The organism is Pseudovibrio sp. Ad46 (assembly GCF_001623065.1).
Lineage (GTDB): Bacteria > Pseudomonadota > Alphaproteobacteria > Rhizobiales > Stappiaceae > Pseudovibrio.
This window is the reverse complement of the sequence record NZ_LMCG01000049.1, coordinates 193,530-220,344: the sequence shown is the minus strand read 5'-3', so window position 1 is coordinate 220,344 and position 26,815 is coordinate 193,530. Positions and strand designations below refer to the sequence as shown.

Here is a 26,815-nt window from a genome sequence, read left to right as displayed (position 1 = left end):
ATGCGTTAACAAGAGAAAGATCAAAGAGCGAATGCAACTGGTCCGACGTATCACAATGACCCTTGGCAAAATACTAGCCCTTCTTCTCGTGCTGGTACTTGTGGTTTATGCGGGACTTGTGGTGACAACTAGTTTTCAAGCAGGTCGCCAATTCCTCGGATCAACTTTGAGCTCTTTTTTGCCAGATGTGAGGATTGATCAACCTCGCCTGACCGCTTCCGGCAATCTGTTTGCAGATGGGGTCTATCTTTCCGATGCGAAGGGCACATGGCTTGAAATTCACAGTGCTTCAGTTCGATGGTCACCGCTTTCGATTCTTTTCGGCGCACTTGATATTCACGAAGTCGCAGCACAACGGATTGCATTAGCACGATTGCCAGAAGCTACGGAAAATCCGGTTTCTGAACCTATCCCTACTGAAGAAACAGGCATTACCCTACCTTTCAACACCATTGATCTCCAAAGCCTCAACGTCAAAGAACTTGCCCTCCCCGCTTCTATTGCCGGGATGTCTGCTCAGTTCGAGATCACGGGCACTGCGACTTATGCGAGTTCTCCTGACAAAATTGCCGGCAAGCTCAACATTTCACGCACTGGCGACGTTCAGGGCACAGCAAGCATTAACGTCGATTTTGATCCGGCAGATGGCGTAGTCAATTTCCGTGGCATGGTCTCTGAAGCAGCCAATGGGCTGACTGCCAATCTTCTTGACCTTCCGGATGCACCGAGTTTTGCGCTAGTTATGGAAGGTGGCGGCCCGCTGACAAACTGGTCGTCTTCATTACAAGTAGATCTGAATAGGGTTCGAGCCATTGATGGTGAGATTACTCTTGCGCAAAGTGGAACGCAGAAGTCACTAACTACACATTTATCGGGGGAACTCGAGCAGTTTCTTCCCTCTTCTATCTCCAGCCTATTTGCGGGGCAGACTACGTGGTTTGCAAACGCGACACTCAATGAAGATTATCTGCCGCTTTCAGCAACCGGAAAGCTTTCAACCGGTGCGATCTTAGCGCATTTGGAGAACACATACGCAACTGACAAGAACTCTTTGATAGCGAAGATCCAAATCCAGACACTTGAGAGCAACACTAAACCACTTCTCATCAAGACTGGCGAGCAGGCTGTTCAACTGGATACTTTGTCTGTGACTGCATCGGCTTCGGGACCGCTTGAGAGCCTGAATTGGGAGCTCTCTGTTCAGGCAGATAAGATTCAAACACAAGAAGCGGATCTGGGGGCGCTTAGCCTTTCTGCAAAAGGTGATGGTGCACACATTTCCGCGCAGATGATGTCCATCCCGCTTGAAGCGCTTCTCCAAGTTAGTGGTGTCCATCTTGCTGGAGCTTCACAAGACCAAAACATCAAGAATATAAGTGTTTCGCTCAAAGGTACAGTGTTTCCAAATCAGGAGAAACTAAAGCTAAGCGACTTACATTTGGAGAGTGATGCAGCGGCTGCACGGTTTAATCTGGTAGAACTCTCGCCGAGCAACGGACAGGCACAGGGCAATCTTTCTGTATCTGACTTTAGCCTTCTGTCAAGATTTGTGCAGCAAAACGTAAGCGGCTTTGTTGAGGCTCAATTATCTTTACTGGCGGATTTCCAAAAACAATCTGGAGAGATCAATCTCAAGGGAACCAGCAGCCGTGTGAGTCTGCAAAATGAGCGCGTTGACCGAATTCTCACTTCCCCGGGTAGGTTTTCTGCCAAGCTTGCAGCAACCCTTGATAGCACCGACCTGCTCGCTTCATATGGCCGACTGGAAGTCCTTTCCTTTGAGAACATGTTTGGACAATTTGAAGCTCATGGCAGTTTGCAAGATCGTCAGCTGGATGGTGCATTTTCTGCCCAAGTGCATCAACTCGATCTGCTGGAGCCCCGTGTAAGTGGGGCCCTCACTGCCAGCGGGAAGGTTTCAGGTAATGCTTCTGCACCTGAAGTGACACTTGAAATACACTCTGACCGGATTGAGATGGATGGCACTCCCTTAGAGAAGTTGCAGCTTGTTGCAGATGGGACGCTTTCTGAAACGGCCCCCAATGCGGACATCAATCTCACAGGCAGATTTAAAGGGGAAGAGCTTGTTGGCAAGTTCAAGCTGCTGAGTGAGGCTGGCAAACTGTCTGTTCCAACGCTGGATTTTGATTTGGGCGGAAACAAACTCAGTGGCAATGCACATGCTGCTGATCTTGCGCTTCTACCACAAGGTTTGGTTGGGCAGTTCACCATTGAAGCCAATGATCTGAGCACTTTGTCATCACTGGCCTTGACCGAGATGGAAGGTCAGGCTCATGGACAAATCGATATTGAGCAGGACAACGGAGATGCCAAGATCTCATTTGATCTTAACAGCGAAAACCTTCGGTTTGCGCAAAGTTCCATCATGTCCTTTGTCGCAAAAGGCTGGATAGACAAACCTTTCACACGCCCAGCTGCAAATGCGAACATTGCGCTCGATGGTGTTGAAGTGGAAGGGGTAAACCTGAGATCGTTGACATTAAATGCGACACCTGTTGAAGGCAAGGCAAGTGCAGAGGTTGCAACTGGCTTTTCCATTAATGCCGAATTCGCTGAAAACAACGACCAAGTTCAAAGCACAGGGCTGGTGCAAGCTGTTCCCGAAGGGATCATTCTTACGCTGAACTCTCTTAATGGCCGCTACAAGGGGATCCAGACAAACCTCAAGCAACCAGCAGTGATTTCGCTACTTGAAGACAAACGGACTGTGTCCTCCTTTGAGCTGGCTCTTGGCAGTGGCTCTTTAAATGTTTACGGGAGCAACAGCAATCAGCTCGACATCAACGCCGAACTGAAGCAGCTGCCACTTTCCATAGCGAATGCCTTTGTTCCAAGCCTTGCCTTGGATGGTGCTCTCAACGGGACCGTTCGCGCCTTTGGAGAGAACGACGCACCTCAAGTCAGCTGGCGGCTTGCGTTGAGCCAATTTTCAGCAAAGCCGCTTCAGGATAACCGCATCCTCCCACTTCAGATTGAGAGCACCGGCTCATTTGCTGACAACAAAATTGACCAGAAAACCACCATCGCCAACAGCTCAGGCTTGAACGTTGAGGCTTCAGGGGCAATTGGGCTTGCAGATGGTCAAGAAGTGTCTTTGACCACGGCTGGCAACATCCCCCTTGATGTGGTGGGAGCCAAGTTGATCGAGCAGAATTTGGGTGGCAGTGGTGGCTTTCGTCTCAGCGGCTCAGTTTCCGGCTCCCTCATGGACCCTCAGATCGCCATAGATATCCAGCCTGTGAACCTTGAGACCACGCAGCTCTCAACTGGCATGACGCTGACAGACTACTCAGGTGACATTAAGGTCACACGGCAAGAGATTGCGATCAATAAATTTGCTGCCAAGTTCAGCAATGGTGGCACGTTGGTACTTGATGGCAAACTTGGGCTGGGTTCAGGCCTGCCTGCTCAAATAGAACTCACGATTGATGGTGGCCGCTATGTTGACGGGACATTTGTTAGTGCATTGATTGATGCCAATCTTGCACTACAGGGCTCTCTTGCCGATGCAGGCGCCCCTCCTGCAATTTCGGGCAAAGTCACCATTAACCAGGCAGATATTGAAATACCGAGCTCCTTTAACTCCGGTATCAATCCTGTGATCGTCCGGCATTTGAATGCGCCCAAGCCTATCCTCAAACAAGCAAAGATCCTTGCTCAAGATGAAGGGCGGGAAAACGCCAAGAAAAACGAGCAACCCAGCCCGATCTCGAAAGCCAGTTTGAATGTTGACGTGGAAGCACCAGGCAAAATCTTCATCCGTGGGCGCGGCGTCAACGCTGAAGCTGGCGGATCACTTAACATTGGCGGCCAGCTCGACAATGTGAAAACCGTGGGCGCTTTCTCTCTGGTGCGTGGCCGTATCGATATTCTGTCAAAACGCCTGACACTCAGCCGCGGTAATGTGACGTTTAGTGGTTCTCTTGTACCAACACTCGATTTTGCGGCAACGACAACATCTGGCTCAACGGAAGTGACTGTTCTGGTGAGTGGACCTGCTGATATGCCGGTGATTGATTTCACTTCAGTCCCAAGCCTGCCAAAGGATGAGGTCCTTGCGCAACTGTTGTTTGGCGAGTCTGTCAACGATCTTTCGCCAATTCAGCTGGCAAGCCTTGCAAGCGCGATCGCAACGCTAACCGGAGGCACTGGCGTGGAAGGACCATTGGGCACACTCCGCAATCTACTGGGTGTCAGCGACATCGATATCAAATTTGATGCAGCAGGAAATCCAGAACTGGCCGTTGGTGGCTATATAAGTGAGCGGATTTATCTGGGCGTGACACAGGAGCCGACAACAGGTGACAATGCAGCAACTGTTGATATTGATGTCACGAAGTTCCTGAAGCTTCGTGGTGAAGCCGGCTCCGACGGAGATGCAAAAGCCGGCTTCTACTATGAGCGTGAATACGACTAAGTCGACGGCCCAGCGAGGCGGACGGCCTCATCGTAAATTGGCTTTGGCAGGTTGATACCGTATTGCTCTGCTTTTGCACGCGCAGCAAGGCGAGATGTTCCTGGCAAGCGAGCGCCCTGCTCCGCCTCAATCGCAGCGACAAGCGTTTGCATGCGTTCAGCGAACAAACCACCAGAGACAAGATCAGCGTTAATTGCCAGAATAACCTGACCAAGATCAGGGGCGTTGCCCTCTCCTGAGAACAGACTGGACGCTTCAAAACCAAATGCAGCTCCGCACAGGCCAGCTGCCATGATCTCAATCATCATGGCCAACGCCGCTCCTTTGGCCTCTCCAATAGGGATCATGGTTCCTGCAAGCGCCGCCTCCGGATCGGTGGTTGGCTGTCCGTCTTTATCCAGTGACCAACCTTCCGGGATGGATTTTCCTGTTCGCTGCGCTGCCATGATCTTTCCGCGCGCAACACGAGAGAGTGCTAGATCGATGACAAGTGGCTCTCCATCTCCATTAGGAGCTGCAAATGCAATTGGGTTGGTTCCGAACATGGGGTTCTTACCGCCATAGGCTGCAATTGCCTTCGGGCCATTGCCAAAAATGAAGGCAACCATTCCATCTCGCGCCAAGCGCTCACAGTGTGCCCCTGCTTGCCCAAAGTGGTGAGAGTGACGGATCGCACTCAAAGCCAGTCCATTCTGCGAGGAGGCGTCTTTTAAAAATGGCAATGCAACTTCAATTGCGGGGTAAGCAAATCCGTACTTGGCATCAATCCGCTGCACAACCGGAGTAACCAACTCTGCTTCCGGTTTGGCAAAGCCGTCTACTTTGCCGGTTCTGGTTTGGGCGGTGTAGGACGGAATTCTGGAAAGGCCATGCCCTGCCTGGCCATCTGCCTCTGCGTTCACCAGAGCCTTTGCAACGATCTTCGCAATTGCAGGATCTGTTTTGTTGGCAGACAAAGCATCCTCAGTAAGTTTGCGTGCTTCTTTTAATGAGAGATTGACCGTATCTGACATGGAACACCCTTAGCTATTTGAGTTCTTAAGCACGTCGCTCCTTACACATTTTGCGGATAAGCACAATTGCGCGCGTTTCTTGCAAAGACATAAATGCGGATTGGGTTTGCTCATTTGAGCGGAGCAGATGACATTTCAACAGGACAGGCACCCGCAAGTTTGCAGGAATGACATTATTCCATATTTTTCCGCTCGGCCCATCTCCATTTCATCCCCGTAACGGCTTATAACTGCATGAGTTTTGGTTCTATGCGTATTCCATTGAGAAAGAGACAATCGTTACGCCCCCTGATTTCCATTGCAGAATGGATCAATCTTTGTAAATCCTATGGGGACTAGGTGTTTTTCCTAGATCTACCACTTATATGTGTAGGTCAGATAAAGCCATTGTTAGGTCTTGTTTTTCTATCTCTCCTCATTGCCTGGCGAGATATGACTTCATCAGGAGATACTCATGAGTACGACACTCTCAGCAACCAAAGAAATTCCGCTCCTACGTGAAGCTTGTCTCATAGGGGGAAAATGGGTCAGCGGTGATGAAAGCCATTCCATCCTCGTAAACAATCCAGCTACAGGCGAAATTATCGGGCGTGTGCCGCGTTTTGGCCGCCCTGAGACTGCTGATGCAATCGATGCAGCTCATACAGCTTTTGCCATCTGGTCAAAGATGACGGCTGCTGAGCGCTGCAATCTGATGCTGCGGTGGGCAGACCTGATCATTGAGAACCAGAAGGACCTTGCGGAGCTGCTCACTGTTGAAATGGGTAAGCCGCTGGCTGAATCTACCGGTGAAGTTGCCATCACAGCCAACTACATTCGTTTCTTCGCTGAGGAAGGTAAGCGGGTTTATGGCGATGTGATCCCGTCCCCTTGGAAGGACCGCCGTATTATGGTGACCAAGGAGCCCATCGGCGTTGTTGGTGCCATTACCCCTTGGAATTTTCCAAGTTCCATGCTTGGACGTAAACTGGCTGCAGCTCTTGGTTCTGGCTGTACTGTTGTGGCAAAACCAGCAAGCCAAACGCCTTATTCCGCTTTGATCCTGGGTGAACTTGCGGAGCAGGCTGGAATTCCAACTGGCGTGATCAATATCATCACCGGCTCTGCTGCTCAGATTGCTGATGAACTTTGTGAGAACGACAAGGTCCGCAAGATCACCTTTACCGGATCTACTCCAGTGGGTAAGCAGCTTGCCTCCAAAGCATTGGCCAACATGAAAAAGGTCTCTATGGAGCTTGGCGGCAATGCGCCGTTTATCGTGTTTGATTCAGCTGATCTCGATAAGGCTGTCGAAGGTGCTATTGCATCCAAGTTCAGAAATTCCGGTCAGACTTGTGTCTGCGCAAACCGCATTTATGCTCAGGCAGGAATTTACGACGAATTCTCAGCAAAGCTGAAGGCTGCCATTGAAGATCAGCTGCGCGTTGGCGATGGTCTGAAGTCGGGTACCAACCAAGGCCCTCTTATTGATGAGCACGCTGTTGCAAAAGTCGAAGAACTGATCGCTGATGCCGTTTCTAAAGGCGGCACAGTGGTGACAGGCGGCAAGCCAGATGCTCAAGGTGGCACGTTCTTCGAACCGACACTCCTGCTTAATGCGACCCCAGACATGAAGGTTGCCAAGGAAGAGACCTTTGGTCCATTTGCCCCTGTCTTCAAGTTTGAGAGTGAAGATGACGTGGTCAAAATGGCGAATGACACAGAGTATGGCCTCGCCTGTTACTTCTATACCCAAGATTTAGGCCAGACCTTCCGTGTTATGGAAGCATTGGAATATGGTCTTGTTGGCGTAAACGAAGGTGTGATCACGACCGAATATGCTCCGTTTGGCGGATATAAAGAAAGCGGAATGGGGAACGAGGGTTCCAAATACGGCGTGGATGACTACATCAATATCAAGTACTCTTGCATTGGCGGGCTTGGCCTTTAACGCTCAATTTTAATTTTGTGGGAGCCGGAGTGTTCATCGCTTCGGCTTTTTCTTTTTGAGGACTGCTTTCGTGATTATCGAAGAAGAACACTGTACGGCTGCTCCAACACTTAACGGCGAGCGCATTATCATGCGGGCTCACCAAACTTCAGATTTTGAGGCATGCTGCGCCTTGTGGGCGGATCCTGATGTGGTTCGCTATATTTCGGGGAAGCCTTCCAGCCCAACGGATACGTGGGGGCGCATCCTCAAGTATGCGGGGCACTGGAGCCTCTCCGGTTTTGGGTATTGGGCTGTGATTGAGAAAAACAGCGGAGAGCTTATTGGCGACGTTGGTTTTTCTGACTTTAAGCGAGACATCACTCCGAGCCTTGATGGGTTTGCAGAAGCTGGCTGGGTGATCTCGCCTAAGTTTCATGGCAAAGGTTATGCTCGGGAGGCTGTTGAGCTGAGCCTATCCTGGCTGCGCAGTTCCAGACTGTTTCCTGAGGTTCATTGCATTATTGCCCCAGAGAACACAGCCAGTGTCAACCTTGCTAAGCGTGTTGGCTTTGAGAAGTACACGGATGGGTCTTACCTCGGACAACCGACCCTTTTCATGAAGCAAAGCTTTACTTAAACCAAAGAGCCCAACCTGTATCCGCCGGGTTGGGCTTGTTCATTTTCTGCGTTCCTGTATATCCTTTAGCTAATGATCCATTCAGGCTGAGTTATGCAGAAATACGATAAGATTTACGCCAAGGACGAAAGTTACTTCGGCCATACCTCCAAGCAGTTTACAACACTGTTCTCAAACCTCGACTTTGACAGCGGCACAATTCTCGATCTGGGTGCAGGACAAGGACGCGACGCGATCTTTCTTGCTAAGCGCGGTTACAATGTAATTGCTGTCGACAGCTCCAAAGTAGGTCTGGACCAATTGCAGGAACGAGTAGACACGGAGAATCTGCCGATTGAGGTTGTTCACGTGGATGCACTTGGTTACACGCCCCCGCAAGATCTTGATGCAATTGTTGCTGACCGTTTTTTCCACGAGTTGCCGAACAATGTGCGCGTCAAACTTCTGCAGCGTATGCTCAGTCACCTTCGCGTTGGTGGCTATATGCTTATCGCTGATGAAAAGAGCGTTCTGCCGAACCTGCGCGACACTCTGAAAAAGGAAAAGTTTGAGTTCCTACGCGATAAAAACGGCATTCTCTTCACTTACAAACCATAGGTACCTGATCGGAGGCGCATATGTGTGCCTCCCTTCCCCATTTTTATTACTAGAGTTTCTAACTGACAGATCACACACGAAAGTGTGATGTAAAACCCTTATATTTTTGCAGTTGTATCAGCTGGCTTTACAAACTCCATTATATTGCCACAGTGGCAACTCATTTCCGCAACAATGTTTGCAAAAATTGGCGATATTGCTGACTTCCTCGTGATTGTGCACCTGGGATGAACAATGCGTTTAATTGCAATTCCCAGAACATCTGCCAATTGTATGCCCAAGATTGAAATTCACAGTTCAACATAATTGGAGATTACAATGAAATCAGTTCGCTTTGGAATGCTCGCAGTCGCAGCTTCTTTCCTCGCTACAGCAGCGGTTGCTGAACCTGTTGCTTACGACGTTGATATGTCCCACGCAAATCTCGCTTTTGACTACAACCATCTGGGTTATTCCACCACAGACGGTCGTTTTGGCAACTGGACACCTACTCTGATCATTGATGAAGCAAACCCAGCGAATTCTAAGGTGGATGTTGAAATTGACGTCAACTCTCTCAACACATTCTGGGAAGCTCGTGACACACACCTGAAGAGCGCTGACCTGTTTGATGTTGCTAAGTTCCCATCAGCAACATTCAAGTCCACCAAGGTTGAACAGGTTGGTGAGAAGAAGCTGGAAGTGACTGGTGATCTGACCATCCGTGGCATCACCAAGCCAACTGTCCTTGAAGTTGTTGTAAATCAGCTTGGTGAGCACCCAATGGCGAAGAAACAAGCTGTTGGTCTGGATGCGACTACCACGATCAAACGTTCTGACTTTGGCATGGCGATGGCTGTTCCTTACGTATCAGACGAAGTGAACATCAACATCAGCTTCGAAGCGACTGTTAAGTAATGTTTCCGGCCTGTCGGATGCTGAGAACGCTCTGACGGGTCTGGTCGAACTTTGAGAAGGGGCAGCAATGTCCCTTCCCTCGATCAAAAGGCCTTTTCCATGATCAGGAACACTCGATCAGCCTATGGCATCGTGGCAATTGCACTACACTGGACCATAGCAACGCTTATCATTGGTATGTTGGGATTTGGCCTCTATATGGTCACGCTACCGATTTTCGAGCCTGCCACTTACTCTCTTTATCAGCTTCATAAGTCCATTGGTTTTGTCGTTTTGGCACTGATCTCATTGCGCATCCTTTGGAAAATCACTGGTATCACACCTGACTTACCTGCCGAAATGCCCGTTTGGGAAAAGCTTGCTGCGCATTTGGGCCACATCAGCTTATATGCTCTGATGTTGCTGATGCCGCTGACAGGATGGTTGCTGGTTTCGTCCAGCCCGCTTGGACTGCCGACAGTTTTCTTTAACCTCTTTCAGATTCCGCATCTACCAACACCTGAGTTTTTGGGGCAAAAAGCAGATGTATCTGCGTTCTTCACCGCAGTGCATGGCTGGGCTGCGTATGCGTTTATCGCAGTGATCCTTGCACATGTTGGAGCTGCCCTTAAGCACTACTTCATATCCAAGGATAAAGTCTTACAGCGTATGTTGTCCTCAAAAGCCTAATTTGAGGATCTGGAGAAAACCATGAAACGATTGACCGATATGTTCTTTAAAGCCGGCGTATTTCTGACCTTTATCTTGGTAGGAGCAGCTTCATCTGCCTTAGCAAATGAATGGTCAGTGGATCGCAATAAGAGCACGCTTGGCTTTGAGGTCATCAATAACGGAAACACCGTTACGGGCACTTTTGCCACCTGGAATGCTAAGATCATCTTCGACAAAGAAGAACTCGACAAAGCCCAGATTCAGGCAACAATCATCACTGGAAGCGTAAAAACAGAAGATGCGCAGGCAGCAGGTGCAATCACAACTCCACAGTGGCTGGATATCTCCAGCTTCCCTGATGCTGTGTTTCGCGTAGATAACGTGGTTCCTGCTGGTGGTGATCTCTATGAGGCTGCAGGTACGCTGGAGCTCAAAGGTGCAAAGATTGCTATTTTCTTGCCCTTCACTTTGACCATTGAAGGTAAAACTGCCCACGCGGTTGGTGAAGCAACGTTATCTCGCAGTGACTTCAAGATTGGTGATGGCGTGCCAGACAGCACTGTCAGCAATAAGGTGACTGTGAAACTGGACCTATATGCTACTCGTTGATGGATTGCGCCAAAGAGAGCCTTGCATTTTCCACCAAGTCTCTCGACAATTCGGCGTAATCTAACAAATTTGACAAGTTTTGAAGGCTGAGGGGCTTTGCCCCTCGGCTTTTTCTCTATAAAACGGCGCTCAGCAAATTCAACAGTGTACAGCGGTACACCAAAATAGCCAGAGAGTGCCAAGATGTCCGAAACACTTGCTCCCGAGTACGTTCACACCTCTCTTTTTCCATTGGGTAAAGACAAAACTCCTTATCGCAAACTGACCTCCGAGTACGTGAGCGAAGTTGAGTTTGACGGTGAGAAAATCTTGAAGGTGGAGCAAGAGGGTCTTCGCTTGCTTGCCGAAGAAGCGTTTAAAGACATCAACCATTTCCTGCGCCCTTCCCATCTGGAGCAGCTCCGTAAAATTCTCGACGACCCTGAAGCAACTGCAAACGATAAATTCGTCGCTTTTGACCTGATGAAGAACGCGAATATTTCAGCTGCTGGCGTATTGCCAATGTGTCAGGACACTGGCACTGCAATTGTGATGGGTAAGAAAGGCCGCAAAGTCTGGACTAACGGACATGACGAAGCAGCGCTCGGTGAAGGCGCACGTGACGCTTATTTCAAAAAGAACCTGCGCTATTCCCAACTTGCGCCGATTTCCATGTTCGAGGAAAAGAACACCAAGAACAACATGCCAGCTCAGATCGAACTTTATGCTGAAGGTGATGACGCGTACAAGTTCTTGTTCATGGCAAAAGGCGGTGGGTCTGCTAACAAGACCTTCTTGTTCCAAGGTACTCCGAGCCTGCTGACCAAAGATCGCATGATTGAGTTCCTGAAGGAAAAAATTCTCACTCTTGGCACTGCGGCATGCCCGCCATATCACCTCGCAATCGTCATCGGCGGCACATCTGCAGAGTTGAATCTGAAATCCGTAAAAATGGCTTCTGCCCGTTACCTAGATGAGCTGCCGACAGAAGGCTCCGAAGGCGGTCACGCATTCCGTGATCTGGAAATGGAAGCTGAAATTCATAAGCTGACACAGTCCAGCGGTGTTGGCGCACAGTTTGGTGGCAAATACTTTTGCCACGACGTGCGCGTGATCCGTCTGCCGCGCCATGGCGCATCCCTACCAATCGGCATTGGCGTATCTTGTTCAGCAGACCGTCAGGCGACTGGCAAGATCACCAAGGAAGGCATCTTCCTGGAGGACCTGGAGCGGAATCCTGAAGTCTACATGCCGGAAGTTACCGACACCGATCTTTCTGATGATGTTGTAAAGGTTGACCTCACGCGCTCAATGAGCGAGATCCTTGGCGAACTGACCAAGCATCCAACTAAAACACGGCTTTCGTTGAGCGGTCCGTTGATCGTGGCCCGCGATCTGGCCCATTCCAAGCTCCGTGATCGTCTCGAGGCCGGTGAGCCGCTCCCTGACTACATCAAGAACCATCCGGTTTACTATGCAGGTCCTGCTAAGACGCCAGAAGGTATGCCTTCTGGTTCATTTGGCCCAACCACTGCTGGCCGTATGGATGCTTATGTGGACCAGTTTCAGGCCGCTGGAGGCTCCATGGTGATGCTTGCCAAGGGCAACCGCTCAGCGGGTGTTCGCCGTGCATGTCAGGCTCACGGTGGCTTCTACCTCGGCTCTATCGGAGGCCCAGCTGCCCGCCTTGCTCAAGACTGCATCAAGAGTGTTGAAGTGGTTGAATATGAAGAGCTGGGTATGGAAGCCGTTTGGAAAATCGAAGTTGAAGACTTCCCTGCCTTTATCGTGGTGGACGACAAAGGCAATGACTTCTTTAAAGAGCTGAACCTGAGCTAACTGTGCTGGTGAGATAATACCGAGATTGGAGGGCGTTCTTAGGAGCGCCCTTTTTTCGTTGCCTGTATTCATGACAATTTGATTCAATCACAATTCAAATTAGCTAAATTCAAGCTTCTTTCATTATATTAAGTTGCGTTTTAGATAGATGCAAATCAAGCTCGATATGAATGTAAATCATCTTCGAATGACTCTCTAGTAATTTCCTTTTCCATAAGAAGTATATAGCAGCAGTTGTAGTCTGAATTACTTCAACAATTAATATATTTGACATTCTAAGCTGCGAGCGTCTCCCTACTCGCTGCATAAATTCCCTCATGCAAACGAGATAAAACAAACAACAATATCCTAGGGGGTATCAATGCGCATACTTATCGCGAGTGTTGCTCTTTGCTTCGCAGCACTATTTACCGGAACTCAGGCAGATGCCGCAGCATCTGGCAAGTTCTTTGATCATGCATCCAAAAAATGGGTTTCCTATGGTTCTGCTCACCACGGAAAATCTCCAATCAAACGTAAGCAGGTCAGGTACAACGGCTCATACGGTCCGAACACCATTGTGATCAGCACAAAAGATCGACGCCTCTACCATATTCGCGGAAATGGTACCGCGATGGTGTATGGCGTTGGCGTCGGTCGTCAGGGCTTCCAATGGTCAGGAACTCACCGAATTACCCGCAAAGCTGAGTGGCCAAGCTGGACACCGCCAAAGGTCATGATTGATCGTGAACGCCGGAAAGGACGTAACCTGCCTAGCTTCATGAAGGGTGGCCTTGATAACCCGCTTGGCGCACGCGCTATGTATATTGGCAGCACCATCTATCGCATTCACGGTTCCAATGAACCATGGACGATCGGTTCGGCAGTCTCATCTGGTTGCATCAGAATGGCAAATGAAGACGTCATCCATCTATATGACAATGTCAATATAGGCACGAAAGTGGTCGTGCTTCGCTAGAATGCATGGGGCTGGTTTTGTGCCAGCCCTACTTGCTGAGGTCTCTACTCAATCCACGGTCCTGCAGTTCACTCAGATATCGATTCCATAAAAATTCTTTTTGATCGTTCATTTCCTGAAAATAGGTCCACGTAAAAATTCCGGTATCATGCAGGTCATCAAATGTCAGCTTTACTGCATAGTTTCCAACTGGATCTACACCAATAATCGTTGTGTCCTGCTTCCCCGCGATCACTTTTCGTTGATCTGGAGTATGCCCTTGCACTTCTGCTGATGGAGACATTACTCGCAGAAACTCCGAGGTAAACGAGACTTCAAGGCCATCATCAAAAGTAATTTCAAGATTTTTGCCTTGGTTTTTTAGGTGGATTTGCGTAGGCCAGCGTGTATCCGACATATTTTTTTATCCTTGCCCAAGTTCATGGAACTCAGTATTGATGATTTAGGAATTATACCTGTGGTTCTAAGATATATTTCTAGTTAAATCCACTGGAACTCCTTACTGATGGATTGACGCTAACTCATTGCGTACTACATTAGAATTGTTAAATTCGTCATCAAAAGAGATACGTGAGTGGAGGTTTCCATGGGGCAGTATGCCGAGGACAAACAGCAGGGTGCCCACCCAGCATTGATTGACCCGTTCGGCCGCGCCGTGACGTATCTTCGCGTCTCTGTGACTGATCGTTGTGATTTGCGCTGTGTCTATTGCATGTCCGAGCACATGACTTTCCTTCCCAAGAAAGACGTTCTTTCACTGGAAGAACTGGATCGCCTATGCGCCGTTTTTATTGAAAAAGGCGTTCACAAAATCCGCCTCACTGGTGGGGAACCTTTGGTTCGCAAGAACATCATGAGCTTCATCCGAGGCCTGAAGCGACATTTGGACAGCGGTGCGCTTGATGAGCTCACCATTACTACGAACGGTACTCAGCTCGAACGCTATGCTGAAGAGCTATATGAAGCAGGTATTCGTCGCATCAACGTTTCTCTCGACACCTTAGATGCGCAAAAATTCAAAGATGTAACCCGGTGGGGTGAGATTCAAAAGGTTTTCGATGGCATCAAGGCCGCTCAGGAAGCCGGTCTTCAGATCAAATTGAATGCTGTTGCACTTAAGAATTTCAACGAGGATGAACTCATTCCGATGCTGGAGTGGGCACATGAGCGCGGGCACGACCTGACATTTATCGAGACAATGCCGCTTGGTGAAATTGATGGGGACCGGAATGAGCAGTATCTGCCGCTGAGCGACGTGCGTAAAGCACTCTCCGCCAAGTACACACTGACAGATATTCCATATAAGACCGGCGGCCCTGCCCGCTATATGCAGATTGAAGAGACTGGTGGGCGTCTTGGTTTCATTACCCCGATGACGCACAACTTCTGTGAAAGCTGTAACCGCGTTCGTGTGACCTGTACTGGGCAGTTGTTCATGTGCCTTGGCCAGGAAGATCAAAAAGACCTGCGTGCGGCACTACGAGCATCTGAAGGAAATGAAGTGCTTTCGGAAGCGATTGAATCAGCGATTGCACGAAAGCCAAAGGGGCATGACTTTATTATCGATCGTGATAACAAGTCTGCAACTGGAACGCGTCATATGAGTATGACGGGCGGGTGAAAACTAAGATTGGCTAAGCCCACCAGCGTTGTCGGTGGGCTTAGTTTCAACGATTTATTGTACGATTCCTTCAGCAGTCAATTCATCGGACACCGTCTGGAAAGCATTACCGAGCTGATCTCCAAGCGTTCCCACGACTGTGATAATTGCAACAGAAATTAATGCAGCAAGAATACCATACTCAATTGCAGTTGCGCCGGACTCGTCTTTGAGAAATTTAGCGAACATTGTTTTAAACTCCGTATTGAACCCTAGAAGCCCCACTCCTCATCGGGACTAACTGCAACCTAGGCCTTCATTTCTTGCCAATTTATGAATCAAATTTGCGGAGCAATTTAAGTTTGTTGGGCATAAGCACTATTATCAGCAGCGCATGTTTAACACTACAAATTCAACACGCACATAATGCCATTAACTTATTGATTTAAATAATTTTTTCATTAAGTAAAATTTATAATAATGCATTTACTATTCGTTTACTTTGTCTGATAGTTGTCAGTTTTCACAGTGCATAGTTTTATTTCTTCAGTTTAAATCGTTAATTCCCCTTTCTCTGCAGCTTCGAGTCTTTCCAAAAACCTCGCCAGAAGAGGTGAAATGCGTGTGATCGTGCGTAGCGGCCTTGCATTAAAAGTCGATGCATTAGCAGTTCAGTTGTTTCGTTTTCATCTTGGAAGGCTTCTTTCGCCAGATAGCTCATTGCCTTATGCTCCTTATCGCATTTTGTTGAACAATAGTCTTGTGTCGAAGATACTGACAAACGAGTAATTTCAAGCAATCGGATCAGTTTTTTTGAGGTGAAATGCGTTACTCTCTTCCTCCTCTCAACTCGTTCAAAGCCTTTGAATGCGTGGCGCGTCACATGAGCTTTGCTAAGGCGGCCAATGAGCTTGGGCTAACGCCGTCGGCCTTGAGTTATCAGATCAAAATGCTTGAAGATCAGCTGCAGGCCCAGTTATTTACACGTCTGAACCGAGCGATTGAGCTTACTTCAGCTGGACACCGGCTGTTGCCAGGCGTTGAAGCTGGGTTAGAAAACTTCAGCGAGGCTGTCGCTCGCATTAAAGGATTAGATCAGGATAAAGTCCTCGTTATATCCACGGGCCCAGGAACGGCGTCCAAAGTTATTGCACCTCGGATTTATCGTTTCATGGAGGCTTATCCTGCAATTGAACTGCGCATCTCTGCCAATTTGAAGCTTGTGGATTTTTTACAAGGACGATGTTGATCTCGGGCTTCGCTTCGGGCGAGGACCATATCCGGGTTTGCATATTGATTTTCTTGCTGAGGATTTTCTTACGCCCATGTGCGCACCTCGGCTGGCGAAAGAGATGCGTGAGCCCACCGACTTAAAGAAATTTACCTTGCTTCATGAAGACAGCATGGCGACCTTCTTGAACGCACCGGGATGGAAGGAATGGTTGAAGACTGCAGGAGTTTCCAGAGCCTCTTGGGCAGAGAAAGGAATGCACTTTTCTCAAATTGATCACGCTCAGGATGCTGCTATTGAGGGGGCTGGTGTTATTCTGGGTCGAAAAGTTTTATGCGCGCATGACGCTCGACTAGGTCTGTTAACCAACCCATTCGATTTTGAAATTCCCGCAACTGCTCATTATATGTTGGTTGGGTTGGAAAGTTCATTTCAAAAGCATAAGTCCAAGGCATTCATTGAATGGATAAAGGCGGAACTTGATGAACTCTGCCTTTCATAATTGCATTTCGTAGAACAGAGCACTGCAAACAGAAACGGCAGATGTCAACGAAATGACTACCTGCCGTCTAAGCGAAACTTTTTCAAAGAAACAGATTAATCCTGATCAACCAACAACGATTTTGGGTGCGGACCTTGCTGCATCTCCAGTGGGTTGAAGGACGCCCTGCCACAGGCCAGCAGCAATGATGCCGTATGCCTTTGAGATTGGGCTATCTGGATTACTCACTGTGATTGGGGTGCCTGTATCAGATTGCTCTCTGATTTCCATCGTCAAAGGCACTTCACCTAAGAACGGGACTTTCATCTTCTCAGCTTCTGCTTTTGCACCACCATGACCAAAGATCTCATGCGTGCCACCGCAATCTGGACAAACAAAGTGACTCATATTTTCTACGATACCCAATACAGGGATCGCGACTTTCTCAAACATAGCAATACCACGACGTGCATCCAGAAGCGCAAGGTCCTGTGGTGTTGAAACGACCAGTGCACCTGTAAGAGGTACTTTTTGAGCCATAGTCAATTGCACGTCACCCGTTCCAGGTGGGAGGTCAACGATAAGTGCATCCAGCTCACCCCAGTCAACTTCGCGCAACATCTGATTGAGGGCAGATACCACCATTGGGCCGCGCCAGATCATGGCTGTTTCTTCTTCTACAAGAAAACCAATAGACATCAACTTGATGCCATGGGCTTCCAGAGGCTTCATAATACGATTTTCAAGAACTTCCGGCTGCCCAGATGCTCCCATAAGCTTTGGAATGGATGGGCCGTAGATATCAGCATCCAGCAAACCAACCTTCAAGCCCATTGCAGAAAGAGCAAGTGCGAGATTGGCTGATGTTGTTGATTTACCAACCCCACCTTTACCTGATGCAACAGCAATAATGTGTTTTACGCCAGGCACTTCCTGCTTTGCTGGCATTGGGGCACCTTTCGGCGGGGCTTTGCGTGCAGCAGGTGGTGGCGTAGATGGAGAACCAGGTTGTTTTTCTGCTGTAAGTGCAACGAGGACCGTTTCAGCACCAGGAAGCACCGACACAACCTTCTCGGCGGCCTGACGAAGCCCTTCAAGTTCTGAAGCTCGCTCTGCAGGTACTCTGATAGAAAAGACGACACGACCATCTGATACAAACAGGTCTGCAACCAGATCCTGATCAACAATATTGCTCTTGCCATCAGGCGATTTAACCTGTTTGAGCACTTCGAGAACGCGCTCCTGCGTCAACCCAGCCATAGCCTCTTCAGTATCCTTATGGTTCTTGCCTGATGTGAACCCGCCTTTGAGGCGCCCCCACAATCCTTTAGATTTGTCGTTGTCCATTGTGCACACCCTGTGAAGCTCTGCATTGCAGAGAGGGATAATATGATCTTGAAGGTAAATATGCCTGCAAACTGAATGTACAAGCTTTTGCCTATGGTTCTTTTATATCTTGGTATACGTCTCAAGATGAATAGAGCAATACAGAATTCATCAAAGACGTTATTTGTCCTTTGCGCATTCGCAACCCGTTTTGCCAAAACTGGGCGCCATCAGTTGAGCGAAGTTCACGCAAAGTTGAGCTCACCAACACAAATTCACAGATATTTGCGGTTGGCGCAAAATCTTTCGTTGCAGATAAAACCTAACGTCTTCTGAGGATTAGCGCGCCACCTAGGGGATCTGCCTTACGCATTGGAGAACCTGTTTCATGCTCCTGATACATTAGGCCCACAAACTGAGGGGAATGCATGGTATTTAGGGGTCTAAGAACCCTCTTGCTGCTGCGACCAGAAGCTTGAGGGGCGGGCAAAATTCATGCTGACAATTATGTTCTGCATTTTCCACGGGCTAGGAGGCAATCGTGTCTAATCCTATTTTGATGAATCGTCGTAGCGTGCTGGGAGGCATGGCCGCTACCGGTGCCATTGCAATGGTGCATCCATATTCTGTTCTTGCAAAAGAGAACACAGCGCATTTGCGTTTGATGGAAACAACCGACCTCCACGTCCACGTCGCTCCATATGATTATTATGCTGACCGCCCAATGGACACAGCTGGCCTTGCTCGCACAGCAACTATCATCAAAAAGCTGCGCTCTGAAGCAACCAACACCATGTTGGTTGACAATGGTGACTTTCTGCAGGGCAACCCAATGGGGGATTACATTGCTTACGAGCGCGGCATGCGCGAAGGTGATGTGCACCCGGTCATCAAAGGCATGAACGTGCTGGGTTACGACGCTGGTACATTGGGTAACCATGAGTTCAACTACGGTTTGGACTTCATGATGAAGGTTCTTTCCGGAGCAAACTTCCCTGTTGTTTCCTCCAACGTGTCCAAAGGCACCACCCTGGCTTCCAATGGCCGTAAGGATGATCTCTTCCTGAAGCCGTACACAATTGTTGAGAAGAAGATCAAAGACGGTGCTGGCATCGAGCACACGATTAAAGTGGGCTTTGTTGGCTTCGTTCCTCCAATGGTCATGAATTGGGACTCCCGTCACCTGGTTGGCAAAGCGAACACTCGTGACATGGTGGATGCTGCGCGTGCATGGGTTCCAGAAATGAAGGAACAAGGCTGCGACCTCATCATCGCGTTGTGCCATGGTGGTATCGCTGGTGGCGAACATGAAGACGGCGCTGCAAACACTGCACTACACATCGCTGGTGTTGAAGGCATTGATGCTCTGTTTACGGGTCACCAGCACGATGTCTTCCCGGGTCCTAGCTATGAAGGCATTCCTGGCGTTGATGCTGTCAAAGGCACGCTGCAAGGAAAACCAGCTGCTATGGGTGGTTTCTGGGGTTCTCACCTTGGTGTCATCGATCTGATGATTGAGCGCGACGGCAACAACGGCTGGCGCATTGCAAACTTCACCACAGACGTACCGTCTATCTATAAGAAAGAAGGTCGTAAGCGTATTCCTCTTGTTTCCAGCGATGAAGAAGTGCTGGCAGCGGTTGAGGATGATCACCAAAAGACACTTTCTTATGTGCGCCGCGCTGTGGGCAAATCCTCTGCTCCGCTGCATTCCTACTTCGCACTGGTGGCTGATGATCCGTCTGTTCAGATCGTTTCCAAGGCACAAACCTGGTACACCAAGGAAATGCTTAAGGACACCGAGTGGGCTGGTCTGCCAGTACTTTCTGCTGCAGCTCCGTTCAAAGCAGGTGGTCGCGGTGGTGCGGATTACTATACTGACGTTGCTGCTGGTGATATCGCAATTAAGAACGTTGCTGACCTTTACCTTTACCCGAACACAACACGTGCAGTGCTGATCACCGGTAAAGACGTGAAGGAATGGCTTGAGCGTTCTGCTGGTATGTTCAACCAGATCGAAGCAGGTAAGAAAGACCAGGTGCTGCTGGACGCTGAGTTCCGTTCTTACAACTTTGATGTGATTGACGGTGTGACCTACGAAATCGACCTGACACAGCCTTCTAAGTATGACGGTAAAGGCAATGTCGCGCATCCAGATTCTAACCGTATCGTGAACCTTCAATTCGAAGGCAAGCCAATCGATATGGATCAGAAGTTTGTTGTTGCAACCAATAACTATCGCGCTGGCGGTGGCGGTAATTTCCCTGGCATCAACGATGATGTGATCATCTTTGTTGGTCCAGACACCAACCGCGATGTGATTGTTCGCTACATTGTAGATCAGGGAACGATCAACCCGTCTGCTGATGCGAACTGGAAGTTCACACCTGTAGCTGACACGACTGTTCTGTTTGAGACCGGACCTGCTGCTGAAAAGCACATGAAAGGCGTTAAGGGCGTTCAGATTGAGGCTGCGGGTGAAGGCAAAGACGGTTTTGCCATGTACCGCATTACGCTTTGATTTTGACTGGGGCGTAGCGTTATCCGAAAATCGGAACCACTTCGCGGCGATACGCTCTAAGTCTGAATGACTTACATGATTTTGGGAAGGCGGGGCCATGAGCTCCGCCTTTTCTTTTTTCGAAAAAAGCGAGAAGTATCAGTGTTTTAAACGCTGTATTTTACATTTTTAGAAGAATTTACTGTCAGGCTTTCATGAACCGGAGGATCTGACAATGAGTGTTACGCAATTATGTTATCGCAGCCGCATTCATTGGCCTGCGCTTCGCTATAGCCTCGACGAGGAAGTCGAGCGGTCGTTGACCCGTATTCGGCGCATCAATTCGATGGCAGGTGTTACCGGCGCTTTGATCCTGACAGACAATCATGTTTTTCAGCTTTTGGAAGGCCCTTGGCCCTTAGTGAAGCGAACGTTTGAGTGTGTGCTTGAAGATAAGCGGCATTCTGATCTGACCGTACTCTCCAATGAAGAGCAGGATTTCAGGCTCTTTCATAATTGCTGGATGCATTTCTGTGACCTTCGTGAGGAAGCAGATAGTCAGTATCCCAAGTTTTTCGGCAATCTCCTTGCCCATCCTGACCGCACCTGTAGCGAGGAAGTGATGGAGTTGCTGCTTCTGCTCTCAATGAACATGAGCGAAAGTCAGCTGACCAGCCGCCTTGCACTCATGTAGTCCCAATACTTGTTCCCCAAGGTAGCATGACCACCGCTCCCAGACGCTCTTAAAGGCACCTCTCCTCCCACTGCCTTTAGGAGCGTTTTCTTGTGGTTTGCGACTGGATGCCACTTTGCACTCTGCCCTATCCTGCTTCACAAGTAGCGCTGATGATTTGCGCGTCAGGTCTAAGTGGGAAATCAGGTATGTCTGTTGAAACAGAGAAGCGAAACAAAGTGATTGGTTGTATCCTCTGCGGTGGGAAGTCCCGACGCATGGGCGGCTCTGACAAAGCATTACTAGACCTGAATGGCACGGCTTTGCTGGAACATGTCGCTTCCCGCTTGCATGGGCAAGTCGCACAGAGTGTTTTGAGCGTGAATGAGCCAAGTGACCTTCACGAAAGCCTGGGACTGCCGATGCTTTCAGATGAGCTTGAAGGCCATCTAGGGCCATTGGCTGGTGTTCACAGTTCATTGAGCTGGGTAAGACAAAACGCTTCTGACGCATCCGATGTTGTGACTGTGGCAGTTGATACGCCGTTTTTTCCAACGGACCTGGTGGAGACGCTTGCTGCCAGCAGAAAAGCGAATGCTGGCGCCCCAATCATTTGCTCCAGCGGTGGGCGCGACCACTTTGCATTTGGCTTGTGGCCTGTGGCATTAGCAGACCCTTTGAAAGAGTACCTTTTGAAGGGTGGTCGTAGCATCAAAGGCTTTTTTGAAAACCATCCGCCAGTCATCGTAGAATTTGAACTTCAGAATGCTGTTGATCCCTTCTTTAACATCAACACGCCGGCAGATGTTCCCGTCGCACTTGAGCATCTTGCTCAATTACAGGTGCAATAGTCGTCAAAACGATCAGATGCCTGTGAGATCTTTGACTTTTGCCAAATCCTAAGGCGTGACTCTGGTAAATAAAGAAACACGCCCACTCAAGTTTCCGGAATAGACATGAACACGAAAACGCCCCTTCTGAGCTTTGACGAAGCCCTTTCTCATTTGCGAGGTTTAGGTCACTGCAAAGTCACTGCAGAAGAAACATCGCTTTATGAGGCGTATGGCCGTGTTCTTGCCGAAGACATCATTGCAACCTGCGACCTGCCGCCGCTTGATAACTCTGCAATGGATGGTTACGCGATCGCTCAAAGTGCGTCCGAGCAGACATCCTTTCCGGTGGTCATGGAAGTCTTTGCTGGCTCCATGCCGGAAGCCGCGCTGAAACCGGGAGAAGCTGCTCGGATTTTTACGGGAGCACCGGTTCCTGAAGGAGCCGATTTTGTTGTTCCTCAAGAAGATTGCTCTGAGAGTGAAAGCGATGGAGTACGTTTGGTTCAGCTGTCTCGGAGCTATCCGACTGGCTGCAATATCCGTCGCAAAGGAGAAGACCAGACCAAAGGCGCACCTATAGTGAAGGCAGGTACCGTGCTGCGCCCGCAGGAGATTGCTGCGGCTGCCTCTATCGGTATTGGCCAACTGCAAACATACCGCCAGCTGAAGGTTGGTGTTTTTTCAACGGGCAATGAACTGATCCGTCCGGGAACAACGCGGCAGGACGGGCAAATCTTCGACGCGAACCACTTCCTGCTGCGCGGTATGCTTGCCAATTTGCCGGTAGAGCTGGTGGATCTCGGCATTCTGGCAGATCAACGTGATGTCGTGGAAACTGCGTTAGAAGCTGCCTCCAAAGAATGTGATGTGATCCTGACCTCTGGCGGTGCTGGAGGTGGTGATAAGGATTTTGTCTCTGCAACGCTCTCCAAGCTTGGCAAGACCACCTTCTGGCACTTGGCTGTTAAGCCGGGACGCCCGTTCATGGTGGGCGAACTGCCTGATTGCGTCTTTATCGGCCTTCCGGGCAATCCTGTGGCAGCCACTGTCGCCTTCACATTCCTTGCGCGCCCGTTGATTGAAGCGCTTGCCGGGGCTGACTTCATTGAAGCACCACGCCAATACATCGCTGCAGATTTTGAGATTTCTGGCTGCAAAGCCGGACGCCGTGAGTTTTTGCGCGGGCGCCGTGTGGTTGAAGATGGCACTCTTAAACTGACCAAGTATCACAGTGATGGATCAGCCTTGTTATCTTCTCTAACTTTCGGCGATGGTTTCATTGAGTTGACAGAAGATATGACTTCTGTTCGCAAGGGTGATCTTGTTCCGTTCATCAGCTTTGATGAAATTGGCCTTAAGTAACTCTGCAGGCTCGCATTTTCAGAATCGCGTGCGAGCCATTTTTCCACGCCTAGATCACTAGTTGCAATTTTAACAAGTTTGCCCTCAAAGCTGCGAAATATTGCAAGATATTACCGCGAAGCATCGTCATTTTGCTATTAATTAGCCTAATATGCCCAGTATATAGGTTGATCTACGGATACTTTTAGTGAAACATAAGCTCCGGTTATGCAGGGGCCTACCTAAAGAAACCCTGCCAAGATAATTAATTCGGGGACATAATATGCGTATTATGCGTTTGGCAGCAGTAGCAGCAATTGCGTTGGCAGCAGTTTCTGGCGCGGAAGCAAAAGAATGGACAAAGGTTCGCATGGGCACCGAAGGCGCCTATCCTCCATTCAACTATACCACCGCTGACGGAACACTGACTGGCTTCGACATTGAGATTGGCAATGCTCTTTGTGACGAGCTGAAGCTTGAGTGCACATGGGTTACTCAGGACTGGGACGGTATCATCCCTGGTCTGGTTGCTGGCAAGTACGACACCATCCTTGCTTCCATGTCCATCACTCCAGAGCGTATGGAAAAGATCTCCTTCTCTGAGAAGTACTACAACACTCCTCCAGGCATCGCAGTACGCAAAGATTCCGAGCTGAGCGAAGCCTCTCCAGAAGGCCTCAAAGGCGTTCGTCTTGGCGCACAGGGTAGCACCACGCACTCTCAGTTCGCTGAAGAGATTCTGAACGGCTCCGACGTTGCTCTTTACCCAACTTCTGAAGAGTACAAGCTAGATCTGGAAAATGGCCGTGTTGACGCTGTGGTTGACGACGTGATGGCTCTGGAACAGTGGATCAGCTCTGACAAGGGTTCTTGCTGTAAGATCCTTGGCACGATGCAGTCCGTTGAAGAGATCCACGGTAAAGGCGCAGGCATCGGCGTTCGTAAAGGCGACGAAGACCTTGCAGCTCTGTTCACCAAGGGCATCGCTGCTCTGCGGGCAAACGGCAAATACAAAGAAATCAACGACAAGTACTTCAAGTTCGACGTTTACGGCGAATAAGAGTAACTTGGCACTCAGCTGATTTATCAGCTGACGGTTTTGAGACCCTCGGGTGCTTTTCCCCCGAGGGTTTTATTTTGCCAATTTGACCAGTCAAAGTCACCAGTTTGGCAGAATGGCTCATTTAGTCTCTCAAAATGGCAAATTGTAATTGATTCCGGGAAAGCTCAAACCCGCTCTTCTGAGTGTGAAGGGACATAGTTTTCTCACTTAACTCAGAAAGTGGGAGAAATATTTCTTCCACACAACCCGTCGAATTGACGGATATCACTTCACAATAACGGCACATGGCGCATTTTTCTTCCGATATCTCCGTTATTTCAGTTGAAGTCCTGCGCATTTTTTATAGTGTCCTTGGCAACAAATGCAGAGCACAACCAAAATGGCACTCTGCCAAAAAGAACAAGGATACACGGATGTCTTTTGCCCGTATGGCGCTTGCCACACTTATGAGCTTCACAGCAGTTTCAGCCCTTCAGGCAGATGAGATCACCAAACTGCGTATTGCGACAGAAGGTGCTTACCCTCCATTCAACTTCACAGGATCAGATGGTGTTCTGACTGGCTTTGATGTTGAGATTGGCAATGCACTTTGCGCTGAGATGAAGGTTGAGTGTGAGTGGGGCACGCAGGAGTGGGATGGCATGATCCCAGGTCTGGTTGCTGGCAAGTACGATGCGATCATCGCCAGCATGTCCATCACGGAAGAACGTCTTGAGCGCATTTCGTTCTCTCGCAGCTATTACAACACGCCATCAACCATTGCAGTGCCTAAGGATTCTCCCGTTTCCGATATCACTCCTGAAGCATTGGAAGGCCTGTTGATTGGGGCACAGGGCGGCACCACGCACTCTGTTGTGGCGGAAGAGATTTACTCCGACGCTGATGTCTCACTGTACCCGACCTCTGAAGAATACAAGCTGGATATCGAAAACGGTCGTCTGGATGCTGTGATTGATGATCTGGGTGTTTTGCAGAGCTGGGTGGATTCTGAAGCAGGTTCTTGCTGTAAAATCATCGGCTCTCTTCCAATCCAGCCCGAGTTACACGGTCAGGGCATTGGTGTTGGCGTTCGTAAAGGTCAGGAAGAGCTGGCGGATCGCTTCTCTCAGGCTATTTTCGCAATTCGTGAAAACGGCACCTATGAGACGATCAATGACAAGTATTTCTCTCAGGATGCATTTGGCGAGTAGCAGCTGGCAAGAAGCAATAAAGATTCGAAACTGGGGAAAGTTTCTGTGATGCATCACCGTTTTGTGGAACAACCATGCCCAAAACTGATCAGAATGGAAACTTACTCCTATCAAGATGGAATGAATTGGCTATTTTCTGCTGACACCCCTACTCAAATAGGTTGAAATCTTATTTCTTCCATTTAAATATGCGCCCCGGCTGTGCAGGGAGCCATCTTGATGACCCCTGCCAAGAATTTACAAAGGGGAATACAAATGGGCTTCATGCGCTTTGCCACTGTTGCAACACTCGCACTTCTTGCTTCAACTCAGGTTCAGGCAAAAGAATGGACCAAAGTCCGAATTGGTACTGAAGCCTCGTACCCTCCATTTGCCTACACCACTGCCGATGGCAAGCTGGTTGGCTTTGAGATTGAACTGGGCAACGCGCTTTGCGCCGAACTGAAGGTTGAATGTGAATGGATGCCGGTTGACTGGGACGGATTGATCCCTGGCCTCGTTGCAGGCAAGTACGACACGATCATGGCATCTATGTCCATCACACCAGAACGGAAGCAGCGCATTCAGTTCTCTGAAAAGTACTACCAGACCCCTCCGGGAGTGGCAGTACCAAACGATAGCAAGATCACTGAGGCATCCATTGAAGGAATGTCTGGTGCTCTTGTCGGCGCGCAGGTTGGCGCGACACACGCAGTGTTTGCTGAAGACATTTTGACTAAATCAGAAGTGTCTCTGTACCCTACTGCTGATGAATATAAACTCGATTTGGAAAGTGGTAGACTTGACGCTGCAGTTGATGACGTAGTTGTTCTTTCTGACTGGTTGAAGTCAGAGGAAGGCAATTGCTGTAAACTGCTCGGTACCATGTCACCTATTCCAGAGATACATGGTGAAGGCGTTGGTGTAGGCGTTCGTAAGAACGACCAAGACTTGGCAGACCTATTCTCCAAAGCGGTTATTGCTTTACGTGAGAATGGAAAGTACAAAGAGATCAACGACAAATATTTCGACTTTGACGCCTACGGAGAGTGATGGCGTCAAGCTGCA

General features: G+C 49.1%; 23 protein-coding genes. 19 read left to right on the top strand and 4 right to left on the bottom strand.

Annotated elements, in window-relative coordinates:
- Positions 1 to 31: 31 nt before the first annotated feature.
- A complete protein-coding gene (locus tag PsAD46_RS14150; protein WP_063307189.1) occupies positions 32 to 4,438 on the top strand; it encodes a translocation/assembly module TamB domain-containing protein in 4,407 nt (1,468 codons plus the stop codon).
- Here PsAD46_RS14150 and PsAD46_RS14145 read toward each other — a convergent pair.
- Entirely contained in the window at positions 4,435 to 5,451 is a 1,017-nt protein-coding gene (locus tag PsAD46_RS14145; RefSeq protein WP_063307188.1) for an Ldh family oxidoreductase, read from the bottom strand. The genes PsAD46_RS14150 and PsAD46_RS14145 overlap by 4 nt on opposite strands.
- Before the next feature lie 454 nt (positions 5,452 to 5,905).
- Between PsAD46_RS14145 and PsAD46_RS14140 the strand changes: the two genes are divergently transcribed.
- From PsAD46_RS14140 to PsAD46_RS14100, 8 genes are all read left to right on the top strand, one after another.
- Positions 5,906 to 7,381 (top strand): NAD-dependent succinate-semialdehyde dehydrogenase, encoded by a 1,476-nt coding sequence (locus tag PsAD46_RS14140; protein WP_063307187.1) that lies wholly within the window; start codon positions 5,906 to 5,908, stop codon positions 7,379 to 7,381.
- 70 nt (positions 7,382 to 7,451) lie between these two features.
- The gene (locus tag PsAD46_RS14135; RefSeq protein WP_063307186.1) at positions 7,452 to 8,000 is read left to right on the top strand and encodes a GNAT family N-acetyltransferase; all 549 of its coding nucleotides are present in this window, start codon (positions 7,452 to 7,454) and stop codon (positions 7,998 to 8,000) included.
- A 93-nt stretch (positions 8,001 to 8,093) separates the two neighbouring features.
- The gene (locus tag PsAD46_RS14130) at positions 8,094 to 8,597 is read left to right on the top strand and encodes a class I SAM-dependent methyltransferase (RefSeq protein WP_057465999.1); all 504 of its coding nucleotides are present in this window, start codon (positions 8,094 to 8,096) and stop codon (positions 8,595 to 8,597) included.
- A gap of 318 nt (positions 8,598 to 8,915) precedes the next feature.
- Positions 8,916 to 9,494, top strand: a complete 579-nt coding sequence (locus PsAD46_RS14125) for a YceI family protein (RefSeq protein ID WP_063307185.1) — start codon at positions 8,916 to 8,918, stop codon at positions 9,492 to 9,494.
- Between the two features lie 99 nt (positions 9,495 to 9,593).
- Positions 9,594 to 10,163, top strand: coding sequence for a cytochrome b (locus tag PsAD46_RS14120; protein WP_063307184.1), 570 nt, complete (start codon positions 9,594 to 9,596; stop codon positions 10,161 to 10,163).
- 21 nt (positions 10,164 to 10,184) lie between these two features.
- The gene (locus PsAD46_RS14115; RefSeq protein WP_063307183.1) at positions 10,185 to 10,754 is read left to right on the top strand and encodes a YceI family protein; all 570 of its coding nucleotides are present in this window, start codon (positions 10,185 to 10,187) and stop codon (positions 10,752 to 10,754) included.
- Positions 10,755 to 10,937: 183 nt separating this feature from the next.
- On the top strand, positions 10,938 to 12,572 hold the full coding sequence (locus tag PsAD46_RS14110) for a fumarate hydratase (protein WP_063293167.1): 1,635 nt from the start codon (positions 10,938 to 10,940) through the stop codon (positions 12,570 to 12,572).
- Between the two features lie 361 nt (positions 12,573 to 12,933).
- Complete coding sequence (locus PsAD46_RS14100; RefSeq protein ID WP_063293169.1) at positions 12,934 to 13,530, top strand: L,D-transpeptidase; 597 nt, start codon at positions 12,934 to 12,936, stop codon at positions 13,528 to 13,530.
- A gap of 28 nt (positions 13,531 to 13,558) precedes the next feature.
- Here the strand turns inward: PsAD46_RS14100 and PsAD46_RS14095 are convergent, their stop codons facing one another.
- Positions 13,559 to 13,927, bottom strand: a complete 369-nt coding sequence (locus tag PsAD46_RS14095; RefSeq protein ID WP_063293170.1) for a DUF971 domain-containing protein — start codon at positions 13,925 to 13,927, stop codon at positions 13,559 to 13,561.
- A 189-nt stretch (positions 13,928 to 14,116) separates the two neighbouring features.
- Here PsAD46_RS14095 and moaA point away from each other — a divergent pair, with 189 nt between their 5' ends.
- Positions 14,117 to 15,151, top strand: coding sequence for a GTP 3',8-cyclase MoaA (gene moaA, locus PsAD46_RS14090; RefSeq protein ID WP_063307182.1), 1,035 nt, complete (start codon positions 14,117 to 14,119; stop codon positions 15,149 to 15,151).
- Between the two features lie 54 nt (positions 15,152 to 15,205).
- On the opposite strand, the gene PsAD46_RS14085 is transcribed toward moaA, so the two are convergent.
- Positions 15,206 to 15,379 carry a Flp family type IVb pilin gene (locus PsAD46_RS14085; RefSeq protein ID WP_063293172.1) on the bottom strand — a complete coding sequence of 58 codons (174 nt, stop codon included), beginning with the start codon at positions 15,377 to 15,379 and terminating at the stop codon, positions 15,206 to 15,208.
- A 634-nt stretch (positions 15,380 to 16,013) separates the two neighbouring features.
- Between PsAD46_RS14085 and PsAD46_RS28390 the strand changes: the two genes are divergently transcribed.
- Both PsAD46_RS28390 and PsAD46_RS28385 read left to right on the top strand, forming a co-directional pair.
- Positions 16,014 to 16,379, top strand: a complete 366-nt coding sequence (locus PsAD46_RS28390; protein ID WP_208981847.1) for a LysR family transcriptional regulator — start codon at positions 16,014 to 16,016, stop codon at positions 16,377 to 16,379.
- Positions 16,380 to 16,416: 37 nt separating this feature from the next.
- Positions 16,417 to 16,863 (top strand): LysR substrate-binding domain-containing protein, encoded by a 447-nt coding sequence (locus PsAD46_RS28385; RefSeq protein WP_244272102.1) that lies wholly within the window; start codon positions 16,417 to 16,419, stop codon positions 16,861 to 16,863.
- A gap of 105 nt (positions 16,864 to 16,968) precedes the next feature.
- Here PsAD46_RS28385 and apbC read toward each other — a convergent pair whose 3' ends face one another.
- A complete protein-coding gene (gene apbC, locus PsAD46_RS14075) occupies positions 16,969 to 18,102 on the bottom strand; it encodes an iron-sulfur cluster carrier protein ApbC (RefSeq protein ID WP_063293322.1) in 1,134 nt (377 codons plus the stop codon).
- Between the two features lie 652 nt (positions 18,103 to 18,754).
- On the opposite strand from apbC, the gene PsAD46_RS14070 reads away from it, so the two are divergent.
- From PsAD46_RS14070 to PsAD46_RS14040, 7 genes are all read left to right on the top strand, one after another.
- Positions 18,755 to 20,689: a bifunctional 2',3'-cyclic-nucleotide 2'-phosphodiesterase/3'-nucleotidase gene (locus PsAD46_RS14070; protein WP_084404414.1), complete on the top strand. Its 1,935-nt coding sequence runs from the start codon at positions 18,755 to 18,757 to the stop codon at positions 20,687 to 20,689.
- Between the two features lie 214 nt (positions 20,690 to 20,903).
- Complete coding sequence (locus tag PsAD46_RS14065) at positions 20,904 to 21,362, top strand: BLUF domain-containing protein (RefSeq protein WP_063288313.1); 459 nt, start codon at positions 20,904 to 20,906, stop codon at positions 21,360 to 21,362.
- Between the two features lie 188 nt (positions 21,363 to 21,550).
- Complete coding sequence (mobA, locus tag PsAD46_RS14060) at positions 21,551 to 22,192, top strand: molybdenum cofactor guanylyltransferase MobA (protein WP_084404413.1); 642 nt, start codon at positions 21,551 to 21,553, stop codon at positions 22,190 to 22,192.
- Positions 22,193 to 22,297: 105 nt separating this feature from the next.
- The gene (glp, locus tag PsAD46_RS14055; protein WP_063307181.1) at positions 22,298 to 23,536 is read left to right on the top strand and encodes a gephyrin-like molybdotransferase Glp; all 1,239 of its coding nucleotides are present in this window, start codon (positions 22,298 to 22,300) and stop codon (positions 23,534 to 23,536) included.
- A 262-nt stretch (positions 23,537 to 23,798) separates the two neighbouring features.
- A complete protein-coding gene (locus PsAD46_RS14050; RefSeq protein ID WP_057465987.1) occupies positions 23,799 to 24,575 on the top strand; it encodes a transporter substrate-binding domain-containing protein in 777 nt (258 codons plus the stop codon).
- A gap of 416 nt (positions 24,576 to 24,991) precedes the next feature.
- Positions 24,992 to 25,768 carry a transporter substrate-binding domain-containing protein gene (locus PsAD46_RS14045; protein ID WP_063288399.1) on the top strand — a complete coding sequence of 259 codons (777 nt, stop codon included), beginning with the start codon at positions 24,992 to 24,994 and terminating at the stop codon, positions 25,766 to 25,768.
- 255 nt (positions 25,769 to 26,023) lie between these two features.
- Positions 26,024 to 26,800 carry a transporter substrate-binding domain-containing protein gene (locus tag PsAD46_RS14040; protein ID WP_057465986.1) on the top strand — a complete coding sequence of 259 codons (777 nt, stop codon included), beginning with the start codon at positions 26,024 to 26,026 and terminating at the stop codon, positions 26,798 to 26,800.
- Positions 26,801 to 26,815: the final 15 nt, after the last annotated feature.